Below are 9968 nucleotides of genomic sequence, written 5' to 3' on the forward strand. Positions count from 1 at the left end.
GGCGTGACGCACAGCGCCAGCGGCGCATCAACGGCCAGCCAGGGCCGAACGCGCTGCCACATCAGCTCAGCGCCTGCAGCCAGACCAGGCGAGCGACCAGTACGGCGATGCCGGCAAGGGCAATGACAGCAAGAACAGCGAGGCGGCGGCGGAAGCCGTCAGGGGAAGGGTTTTGCATGAAGAGCGCCGATGTAGTTTTTGCAGCATTTTACATCGGCGCCCCTGCCTGCGGGAGCGCCGCGGCAGGGCAGGCAGACGGCGGACCGGTGATCCGCCCTAAGCCTCACTGGCAATTCATCGGCTCGCGGCGGGCGCAGCGCGCACGCTGCCTTGCGCCAGCGCCGCGGCTTTCTCGCGCGCCCACCAGACACGCAGCGCCAGCAGCACGAACACGATGGAGCCGAACAGGATAGGCTGCGCGAAGTCGTGCTTGCCGGCCTTCATCCACCAGAAGTGCAGGATGCCCAGCGGCGCGATCACGTACACCAGCTTATGCAGCAGCTGCCAGCGCTTGCCGCCCAGGCGGCGCACCATGGCATTGGTGCTGGTCACCGCGAGAGGAATCAGCAGCACGAAGGCGATGAAGCCGACCGTGATAAAGGGACGCTTGACCACATCCTTCAGCATCTCCTGCAGATCAAAGAAGTGATCGAACCAGAAGAAGGTCATGAAGTGCAGCAGGCCGTAGAAAAAGGCATACAGGCCAAGCATGCGGCGCAGCTTGAGGACCCAGTTCCACTTCGAGAAACGGCGCAGCGGCGTCACGCCCAGCGTGATGCACAGGAAGTACAAGGTCCAGTCGCCGGTGGCGCGCGTGATGTATTGCAGCGGCTCCACCAGCTGGTCGTTGGCGACCAGCCAGACCAGTTTGAAGAACGGCAGCAGCGACAGTGCGAAGACAATGGTCTTCAGCACTGTGAGCTGCCGGGGTGTCGGATTGGCGATCATCAGAAGTTCTTCCTCAAATCCATGCCCGTGTAGAGCGAGGCCACGTCGGAATAGCCGTTGAACATCAGCGTCTTGCGCTTGCGGTTGAAGAAACCATCCTCGCCGATGCGGCGCTCGGAAGCCTGCGACCAGCGCGGGTGATCCACGTCCGGATTCACATTCGAATAGAAGCCGTATTCATTCGGCGCCGCCAGGTTCCAGGCAGTACGCGGCATGTCCTTCACGAAGCGGATCTTCACAATCGACTTGGCTGATTTGAAGCCATACTTCCACGGGACGATGATGCGTACCGGCGCGCCGTTCTGGTTCGGCAGCACTTCGCCGTACATGCCCAGCGTGAGCAGGGCCAGCGGGTGATTGGCTTCGTCCATGCGCAGACCTTCCACATACGGCCAGTCCAGCACGCGGCTGCCGACGCCTGGCATCTGCTTCTTGTCGGCCAGCGAAACGAATTCAACGAACTTCGCATTGCCGGTCGGTTCGGCCTTCTTGATGATTTCGGAAAGCGAGTAGCCGATCCATGGAATCACCATCGACCAGCCCTCCACGCAGCGCAGGCGGTACACGCGCTCTTCCAGCGGCGCCAGTTTAAGCAGGCTATCGAGATCCAGCGTGAATGGCTTCTTCACTTCGCCTTCGATGGACACGGTCCATGGCCGTGGGCGCAGCGTGCCGGCATAGTGCGCCGGGTCGCTCTTATCGGTACCGAACTCGTAGAAGTTGTTGTAGCTGGTCGCATCCTTGTACGCGGTCTGCTTTTCCATGGCCGACCAGGCGGGATTCAGCTTGGCGGCCAGCTTGGCGTTGCCGCCGCCCTGTGCGAAGGCCGAGTCCAGCAGGCCAGCACCGGCAATGGAGCCGACAGCCAGCTGTTTGATGAAGCTACGGCGCGACTCAAAAATCTCGCGCGGCGTGATTTCGGAGGAAAACGGCAGGTCGATGCCGTTGGGGCTACGTTTGATCAGCATGTCAACTCCGGATAAGTGTTCGGTTAGGACTTGGTCGTCCAGACACTTCAAACCTTACACCAATCCGGAATTCACATAATTACGTTGTGATTACAATTTGCCGTAGGAGTGCAAACCTGACAAGAACATGTTGACGCCCAGGAAAGCAAAGGTCGTCACCACCAGGCCCACCAGCGCCCACCACGCCGCCGCACGGCCGCGCAGGCCGGACATCAGGCGCATATGCAGCCAGGCCGCGTAGTTCAGCCAGACGATCAGCGCCCAGGTTTCTTTGGGGTCCCAGGACCAGTAGCCGCCCCAGGCCTCAGCCGCCCACAGCGCGCCCAGAATGGTGGCAATTGTAAAGAAGGCAAAACCGACCGAGATGGCCTTGTACATCACGTCGTCCAGCAGTTCCAGCGACGGCAGGCGGTCCGCCAGGTAGCCGTGGGACTTCAGCAGATAGGCCGACGCCACCATGGCCGCCAGCGCAAAGGTGCCATAGCCGATGAAGTTGGCCGGCACGTGAATCTTCATCCACCAGCTTTGCAGCGCCGGCACCAGCGGCTGGATGTCGGCCGCGCCGCGCGCCACCGTGTACCACAGCAGGAAGCCAATTGCCGCCGAGATCACCAGCAGCACGAAGGGACCCAGCTGGCGGGTCTGGTAATGCTGTTCGTAGTAGAGGTAGAACAGGGCAGTGATCAGCGAGAACAGGATGAACACTTCATACAGGTTCGAAATCGGGATATGGCCCACGTCCGTGCCGATCAGGTAGGATTCGTACCAGCGCACCAGCATGCCGGTCAGGCCCAGCACCACTGCGGCCCAGCACAGCTTGGAGCCGACCGAACCACCAAACGGCGAGCGCAGTACCAGGCCGCCGATGTAGAACAGCGTGGACAGGAAGAACATGGTGCTCATCCACAGGATCGCGGACTGGCTGGACAGCATGTACTTCAGGAAGAAGCGCGATTCCGCATTGGCCAGCTGGCCGTCGTAGAAGTGGACGCCGAAATAAGCCAGCAGGAAGGCCAGCGGCATCAGCCAGCGCACCGGCTTCCAGTGCCAGCCCAGCGCCGCAAAGGTCGGCACGGCTGCCACCAGGATGCTCTTCTCGTAATAATCCATAAAGGCGCCGAAGCGGTTCAGCGCATACAGCGCGCCCGCCAGCAGGGCCAGGGCGAACAGCCAGTCCAGTGCGCCCAGACGCTTGAAGTAGCCGGGCGCCTGCGTGTAAGTTTGGTTTTGCGTGATTTCCATCGTATCTCTCCGAAAACTGGCACTAGCTTACGCCGATTGCGGCAGCTTTTCCTTTAATTCCTTAAACTCTCTTTCAAAGTCCATGGTCCTGCGCTGAGTGCTCATGGCCATCAGGGCTTGCGCGCCCTCCCCGGCATCTTTCACCCATACCCACACGCGGCGCTCGCGGATGTAGAACATGGAGAACACGCCCAGCACCAGCAGCACGCAGCCGAGGTAGACCACCGTCTTGCCCGGCGAGCGCGTCACCTGGAACACGGACGCCTTGATCTGGGTGTAATCATCCAGCTGCAGATAGACCGGCGCGCCGTAGAAGAAGCTGTCCGACAAAGCATTGGTGGCCAGCTGCAGGAAGCGTGCGTGCTTCTCGTCCGGCGTGGGGCCTTGCTGGCCGGCCTGCTCGCGCATGGTCTGCCACAGTTCCCACATGGTGCCGTTCAAAATTTTCAGGAAGATGTCAGCGGCCTTGGTTTGCTCGGCTTGCGGCACTTTTTCCAGGAAGCGGCTGATGGCGACGAAGCCGGAGCCCTTGTCGTCGCCGGCGAAGATCTCCAGACCTTTCTGCGCCGATGCCTGCAGCTGGGCGCGCATGGCCTCGTTCGCATCCGGCATGGCGCGGCGGGAATAGCGCTCCGCGGCTTTGGCGCGCAGGGCTGGGTCCTGCACGGCGGCGCGCAGGCGCATCCACTCCTTGACGGTGTGCTCGTCGTCGGCCGGAATACGCAGGTAGCTGAACTGGTCGCCCGGATTGGTGCGCACGCCGGACAGGAAGATCTCGTCGCCGTCCAGGGTCACCGGCTGCATATAGTTCTGGTATTCGCGCGCCTGGCCGGTCTTGTCGCGCAGACGGTATTGCACGCTCGGGCCGACGTTCTTCAGGTTCTTGTTATTAGCGTTCTTGGCCGCGGAGCCGAGTTGTTTGTCCAGGCTGTGCGCGAAGGATTCGCTCAGGTTTTCGCCTTTGGTGACCGCACGCGCATCCTGCGAGCCTGTGTTCTCCACGTTGAAGGGACGGAAGTCCGACCACTCCACGGTGTAATCGTCATTCAGCTTGCTGGCGCCTCCCACTTCGCCCGCGATCTCGAACTTGTCGGCCTTGTCGCCCTTCATCGGGAAACCGCTCAGCTTCAGCTTGGAGCCGCCGTCTTCAAAACTGGACTGGTAGATGGCAACGCCTTTGTAGATCAAGGGCTTGTTCACCTCGATGGTGGCGGCCTTGGTTTCACCCGTCTCGTTATCGCGCACCACCACATCGCTGGCGAACAGCTTGGGCATGCCGGTGCTGTAGAAATCGATGTCGAACTTCTTCAGCTGGATGGAGAACGGCAGATCCTGCAGCAGCACGCCATCGGGACGCGGCAGGATCGCAGTATTGCCGGCCTGGCCTTCCGGCAGCGAGATATTGCCGCGGTAGGTCGGGTTGTGTACGCCCAGGCGATGCTTGGCCGGGATCTCGCTGATCAGGCCATTGCCGGCAAAGGCGCTTTTATCGAACAGCCATTGCTGGAAGCGGATCGGCACATCGGAATCGAGCATGCCGCCGATACAGATAATGACGATGGCACTGTGCGCAAAAATGTAGCCGAATTTATTGCCGGCACCGCGCTTGGCGGTGACCAGCGTGGCGCCGTCCTTGTCGACGATCTTGGCCGCATAGCCCGCGTGTTTCAGGCGCTCGGCAGTTTGCGCAGCCAGTGCCTGGCGCGCCAGCGGCGACTGCCACTGGTTCTTGTGGTGGAAGTTGTTGAGCGAAGCTTCGCGCACCTTCTCGCGCCAGCTGCGCATGTCCTTCAGCATCTTGGGCGTATTGTGGACGATGCACAGCGTGGTCGAAACCACCAGCACACCCATGATCGTCAGGAACCACCAGGACGAATAGATGGCGTACAGCCCCAGCTTGCCATACACCTCGGACCAGAACGGTCCGAACTGGTTGATATAGTCGGCTGCCGGTTTGCCCTGCTGCATGATGGTGCCGATGACCGAGGCAATCGCGATCATGGCGAGCAAGGCGATGGCAAAGCGCATCGAGGACAGCAGCTCGACGACTTCCGCCATGGGGCCGCGGCTATTGCGCAGCTGGATACCGGATGTGCTGGTGATGTTGCTCATGTGCAGGAAAAAATCAGGAGATTAACGCAAAAAAGGGCTGCCTGCTTGCGCGGGCCGCCCTTTTCATGTCTTAAGCCGCTTCGTACTGCGGCAGATAGCGATTACTTCAAGCCGGCCACGTAGTCGGCGACGGCTTTCATCTCGTCGTCGGACAGGCGCTTGGAGATGGTTGCCATCTCAGCGCTGTTCTTGCGGGCGCCGGACTTGAAACCGCTCAGCTGAGCGATGGTGTAGTCCTGGTGCTGGCCGCCGATGCGTGGATAGCGGGCTSGCATGCCGCCGCCGGAAGCGCCGTGGCAGGATGCGCAGGCAGGCACGTTCTTTTCAGCGATACCACCGCGGTAGATCTTCTTGCCCAGTTCGATGGTGTCTTTGTTCTTGGCAGCGCCCGGCTTCTGGGTCTGGTTGGACAGGTAGGCAGCGATATTGTGCTTTTCCTCTTCCGTCAGCATCTTGGCGTAGGTGGTCATCACCGGCTGGTTGCGGTTTGGCTCGGTGAAGTCCACCAGCTGCTTGTAGATGTAGGCTTCAGCCTGGCCAGCCAGCTTCGGGTTGGCCGAAATGGTCGAGTTACCAGCGGCGCCGTGGCAGGACACGCAAGCCGGCAGCCCGCGCGCTGCATCACCGTCGCCAAACAGGGTGGCGCCCTTGGCCGCATCAGCCTTTGGAGCGGCAGGTGCATGCGCTTCAGCAGCGGATGCGATACCAGAAACAGCCAGCAGTGCAACGAACAAGGATTTTACAAACGGTGAAAACGCACGATTCATTAAGACACCCTGAGACTAGTAATAAATTAGTGGTAAAGGATTCGCTGCCACCAGTGCCCGTAAATTAGGCAGAAGGGGCATGACAACAATTCGTAACCCCTTATTGTACAATAGCTTTCTAGCGTTTTTCCTTCCTTTGTTGCAATTTCTGTCCCATCCCATGTCCAAACTCTGGCAAGCCCGCTTTTTCACGACCGTAAACCATTTGCGCGACCTGCCACGCACTTCCGTGCCTGAAATTGCTTTTGCCGGCCGCTCAAATGCCGGCAAATCCACCGCAATTAATATTCTGTGCAATCAAAAAGGGCTGGCATTTGCGTCCAAAACGCCCGGCCGCACCCAGCATATTAATTTCTTTTCCGTTGGCGGCGCCCATGTGGCAATGCATCGCCATGATCCCGTTAAAGTCGATGAAATCCAATGCCTGATTGCCGACTTGCCGGGTTATGGCTACGCCGAAGTTTCTGGCGACGCGAAATTCCACTGGCAGCGTCTTCTCGGCGATTATGTGCAGCAGCGCGATCAGCTGGCGGCGCTTGTGTTGATGATGGACGCACGCCGCCCGTTCACCGAACTGGACCAGCAAATGATCGAATGGTTTGCCCCGACCGGCAAGCCGATCCACTGCATCCTGACCAAGGCGGACAAGCTGAACCGTAACGAATCCATCAACGTGCTGCGCCAGGCGAAAGCCAAGCTGGATAGCTACGTGGATGAAGACGGCGAAGGTTTCCCCTTCACCGTGCAATTGTTTTCCGCGCTTAAGCGCATCGGCATCGAGGAAGCGACGGCCAAGATTGAAGAGCTGGCCGGCCTCAATGACGCGCCGGACGCATCCACCCCAACTGAAACGGAATGACGAATGATTACGCCTGACTTCCCAGCAATCCGCATGCGCCGCATGCGCCGCGATCCCTTCTCCCGCGCCCTGATGCGCGAGAACATGGTGACCGCTTCCGACCTGATCTACCCGGTGTTCATTCTCGACGGCGCCAACCGCCGCGAGCCGGTGGCCTCCATGCCGGGCGTGGAGCGGGTGTCGGTCGACCTGCTGATGAAGGTGGCGGAAGAGTGCGTGGCGCTGGGCATTCCCGTGCTGGCCCTGTTCCCGAATATCGACGCGTCGCTGAAAACGCCGGATGGCATCGAAGCCGCCAATCCGGAAGGCCTGGTGCCGCGCGCCGTGCGCGAACTGAAGAAGCATTTCCCTCAGCTGGGCATCATGACCGACGTGGCGCTGGACCCGTACACCAGCCACGGCCAGGATGGTCCGATCGACGACAACGGCTATGTGCTGAACACCGAAACCACCGAGCTGCTGGTGCGCCAGGCATTGACCCAGGCGGAAGCCGGCGTGGACATGGTGGCGCCGTCCGACATGATGGATGGCCGCATCGGCTATATCCGCGCGGCGCTGGAAGAGAAGAACCTGATCCACACCCGCATCATGGCTTACTCGGCCAAGTACGCCTCCGCCTTCTACGGCCCCTTCCGCGACGCGGTGGGCTCGGCAGGCACGCTGGGCAAGGCCGACAAGATGACTTACCAGATGGACCCGGCCAACAGCAACGAAGCGCTGCGCGAAGTGGCGCTGGATATCGCTGAGGGTGCGGATATGGTGATGGTCAAGCCCGGTATGCCGTACCTGGATATCGTGCGCCGGGTAAAGGATGAGTTCAAGGTGCCGACCTTCGCTTACCAGGTGTCCGGCGAATACGCGATGCTGAAAGCCGCCGCGCTCAACGGCTGGCTGGATCACGACAAGGTGATGATGGAGTCGATGCTGGCTTTCAAGCGCGCCGGCGCGGATGGTGTGCTGACTTACTTTGCGCTGGATATCGCGCGCAAGCTCAAGGCAACGGCCTGAGCGCATGCACGGCGGATCGATGATCCGCCCTACGAAAAAAAAACGCCGCGAATTTCGCGGCGTTTTTTTTATGCGCTGAGGCCTTTGACCACGTGCTTCGCATCCTGCCGGTTGCGCAGAATCTGCGGCATCAGCGAACCGCCGATCATGCCCGCAAAGGCTGCCAGCAAACCAGCCAGCTGGCCCGGGAAGTGCGTACCCAGATCCGACAGCTGCGGGAAAAAAATAATCCAGGTCGCAATCCCCGCACCCAGCGAGAAAATGGCCCCCTGCGTGGTCGAACGCTTCCAGTACAGCCCCATCACCAGCGGCACAAAGGCGCCCACCAGCGTCACCTGGTACGCGCTGGACACCAGATCGTAAATCGACGTGCCCTTCATCGCCACCGCGTAAGCCAGCACCAGCGCGGCAAAGATCACGATGGTGGTCCGCATGGCCAGCAGTTGCTGGCGGTCGCCCATGCCCGGCCGCAGGTTCTTCAGGATGTTCTCAACAAAGCTGGTGGAAGGCGCCAGCAGCGTCGCCGACGAAGTCGACTTGATCGCAGACAGCAGCGCGCCAAAGAACAGGATCTGCATGATCAGCGGCATGCGGGTCAGCACGAAGGTCGGCAGCAGGCGCTGGTAATCGTTCTTCGCCAGCTCCATCGCGTGGTCGCCCATCACGATCACGGCACAGGCCACGATGAACATCGGCACAAAGGCAAACACGATATAGGAAGCGCCGCCGATCATCGCGCCGGTGCGCGCAGTCGGCGCGTTCTTGGCGGACATCACGCGCTGGAACACGTCCTGCTGCGGAATGGAACCCAGCATCATGGTCACGCCGGCGCCGACAAACATGGCGATGTCGGTAAAGGTTGCCGGCGGCAGGAAATTCCACAGATGGCTGTCGGTCGCCATGGTCAGCACCTTGCCGGTGCCGCCGGCCAGGTCAGCCGAGAAGAAAGCAATCACGGACAGGCCCAGCACCAGCACGATCATCTGGATGAAGTCGGTCCATGCCACCGCCAGGAAGCCGCCCACCACCACGTAGATCAGCACGGCCAGCGTGCCCACGATCATGCCCGCGGTTTCGGACATGGCGCCATTGGTCAGTACCGAGAACACCAGGCCCAGCGCGGTGATCTGCGCCGCCACCCAGCCAAGGTAGGAAATAATGATGGCCACCGAGCAGAACACTTCGATGCCCTTGCCGAAACGCTGGCGGTAAAAGTCGCCGATGGTCAGCAGGTTCAGCTTGTACAGGCGGGCCGCGAAGAACATGCCGACCAGGATCAGGCAGGTGCCGGCGCCAAACGGGTCTTCGATCAGCGCGTTCAGCCCGCCCTGCACGAATTTGGCGGGAATGCCCATCACGGTTTCCGCGCCAAACCAGGTGGCGAAGGTGGTGGTCACGACCATGATCAGCGGCAGGCTGCGGCCGGCCACGGCGAAGTCGGTGGTGTTCTTGATCCGCGTTCCTGCCCACACGCCCAGGGCAAGCGTACCCAGCAAATACAGTACGACAAAAGAAATCAGCGTGACGTTCATCTCAGTTAAGTGCTCCAGCCAGTGTGCAAAAATTTTGGGCGATTATAGCGGCAGAACTGTGCTGGAACTACGTCAGATGCAAGAAAAAGGTCGCAGTGACAACACTTTTTTAGCGCAGCTTGCCGTAGCCCGGGAAGAACTCCTGCAGCAGGAAAGCCTGCAGCTCCGGCTCGTCTTCCTTGCGCGCACTCATTGGCACATTTCGGCCAAGGCGGTGCGATTCCCAGACGAAGTCGCCTGGCTTTTCCTTGCGGATCATCTCGATCATTTTCTTCACGATTGCCGTTTCAATATCCTTCTCCCCGCCCTGGTCCACATGCACTTGCTGCGACCAGTTGCGCTTGAAGTTGGAGCTGAAACCACGGAACTTGATTTCGGCGCTGTTGAAGGTCTTGTCGGTGACCTGGAAGATACCGCCGGTATCGTTGCGCTCACCGTTCGCGTTACGGCCCTGGGCGCCCATGATGTTGGCGCGGGCGCGGTTCAGCGCGGCCTGGGCTTCGCTTTCTGCGGCGGAAGGCTGGGTCGGCTG

8 protein-coding genes and 1 pseudogene are annotated in these 9968 nt (G+C 60.5%); 2 read left to right on the forward strand and 7 right to left on the reverse strand.

Features of this window, described 5'->3' with window-relative positions; translation table 11 throughout:
* Positions 1 to 294: 294 nt before the first annotated feature.
* The 5 genes from AB4Z11_RS11945 to AB4Z11_RS11965 all read right to left on the reverse strand — a co-directional run bounded on the left by AB4Z11_RS11945 (position 295) and on the right by AB4Z11_RS11965 (position 6037).
* On the reverse strand, positions 295 to 948 hold the full coding sequence (locus tag AB4Z11_RS11945; RefSeq protein ID WP_442025467.1) for a sulfite oxidase heme-binding subunit YedZ: 654 nt from the start codon (positions 946 to 948) through the stop codon (positions 295 to 297).
* The gene (msrP, locus tag AB4Z11_RS11950; RefSeq protein WP_442025468.1) at positions 948 to 1916 is read right to left on the reverse strand and encodes a protein-methionine-sulfoxide reductase catalytic subunit MsrP; all 969 of its coding nucleotides are present in this window, start codon (positions 1914 to 1916) and stop codon (positions 948 to 950) included. Before msrP ends, AB4Z11_RS11945 begins: the two co-directional genes overlap by 1 nt.
* 90 nt (positions 1917 to 2006) lie before the next feature.
* Complete coding sequence (ccsB, locus tag AB4Z11_RS11955) at positions 2007 to 3158, reverse strand: c-type cytochrome biogenesis protein CcsB (RefSeq protein ID WP_442025469.1); 1152 nt, start codon at positions 3156 to 3158, stop codon at positions 2007 to 2009.
* A 27-nt stretch (positions 3159 to 3185) separates the two neighbouring features.
* Positions 3186 to 5270 carry a cytochrome c biogenesis protein ResB gene (locus AB4Z11_RS11960; protein ID WP_442025470.1) on the reverse strand — a complete coding sequence of 695 codons (2085 nt, stop codon included), beginning with the start codon at positions 5268 to 5270 and terminating at the stop codon, positions 3186 to 3188.
* A 101-nt stretch (positions 5271 to 5371) separates the two neighbouring features.
* Positions 5372 to 6037 carry a c-type cytochrome gene (locus tag AB4Z11_RS11965; protein ID WP_442025471.1) on the reverse strand — a complete coding sequence of 222 codons (666 nt, stop codon included), beginning with the start codon at positions 6035 to 6037 and terminating at the stop codon, positions 5372 to 5374.
* A 160-nt stretch (positions 6038 to 6197) separates the two neighbouring features.
* Here AB4Z11_RS11965 and yihA point away from each other — a divergent pair, with 160 nt between their 5' ends.
* Both yihA and hemB read left to right on the forward strand, forming a co-directional pair.
* Positions 6198 to 6896: a ribosome biogenesis GTP-binding protein YihA/YsxC gene (yihA, locus tag AB4Z11_RS11970; protein WP_442025474.1), complete on the forward strand. Its 699-nt coding sequence runs from the start codon at positions 6198 to 6200 to the stop codon at positions 6894 to 6896.
* Between the two features lie 3 nt (positions 6897 to 6899).
* A complete protein-coding gene (hemB, locus tag AB4Z11_RS11975) occupies positions 6900 to 7904 on the forward strand; it encodes a porphobilinogen synthase (protein WP_442025472.1) in 1005 nt (334 codons plus the stop codon).
* Between the two features lie 68 nt (positions 7905 to 7972).
* Here hemB and AB4Z11_RS11980 read toward each other — a convergent pair whose 3' ends face one another.
* Both AB4Z11_RS11980 and AB4Z11_RS11985 read right to left on the reverse strand, forming a co-directional pair.
* On the reverse strand, positions 7973 to 9436 hold the full coding sequence (locus tag AB4Z11_RS11980; RefSeq protein ID WP_442025473.1) for a sodium:solute symporter family protein: 1464 nt from the start codon (positions 9434 to 9436) through the stop codon (positions 7973 to 7975).
* Positions 9437 to 9545: 109 nt separating this feature from the next.
* A pseudogene (locus AB4Z11_RS11985) lies at positions 9546 to 9968 on the reverse strand (hypothetical protein); the annotation flags it as partial.

This window comes from Pseudoduganella sp. RAF53_2 (assembly GCF_052113985.1).
Lineage (GTDB): Bacteria > Pseudomonadota > Gammaproteobacteria > Burkholderiales > Burkholderiaceae_D > Rugamonas.

Excerpts from the sequence above, each read along its gene's own strand:
- AB4Z11_RS11945 (WP_442025467.1), bottom strand. The coding sequence starts at position 948 with ATGATCGCCAATCCGACACCCCGGCAGCTCACAGTGCTGAAGACCATT.
- msrP (WP_442025468.1), bottom strand. The coding sequence starts at position 1,916 with ATGCTGATCAAACGTAGCCCCAACGGCATCGACCTGCCGTTTTCCTCC.
- ccsB (WP_442025469.1), bottom strand. The coding sequence starts at position 3,158 with ATGGAAATCACGCAAAACCAAACTTACACGCAGGCGCCCGGCTACTTC.
- AB4Z11_RS11960 (WP_442025470.1), bottom strand. The coding sequence starts at position 5,270 with ATGAGCAACATCACCAGCACATCCGGTATCCAGCTGCGCAATAGCCGC.
- yihA (WP_442025474.1), top strand. The coding sequence starts at position 6,198 with ATGTCCAAACTCTGGCAAGCCCGCTTTTTCACGACCGTAAACCATTTG.
- hemB (WP_442025472.1), top strand. The coding sequence starts at position 6,900 with ATGATTACGCCTGACTTCCCAGCAATCCGCATGCGCCGCATGCGCCGC.
- AB4Z11_RS11980 (WP_442025473.1), bottom strand. The coding sequence starts at position 9,436 with ATGAACGTCACGCTGATTTCTTTTGTCGTACTGTATTTGCTGGGTACG.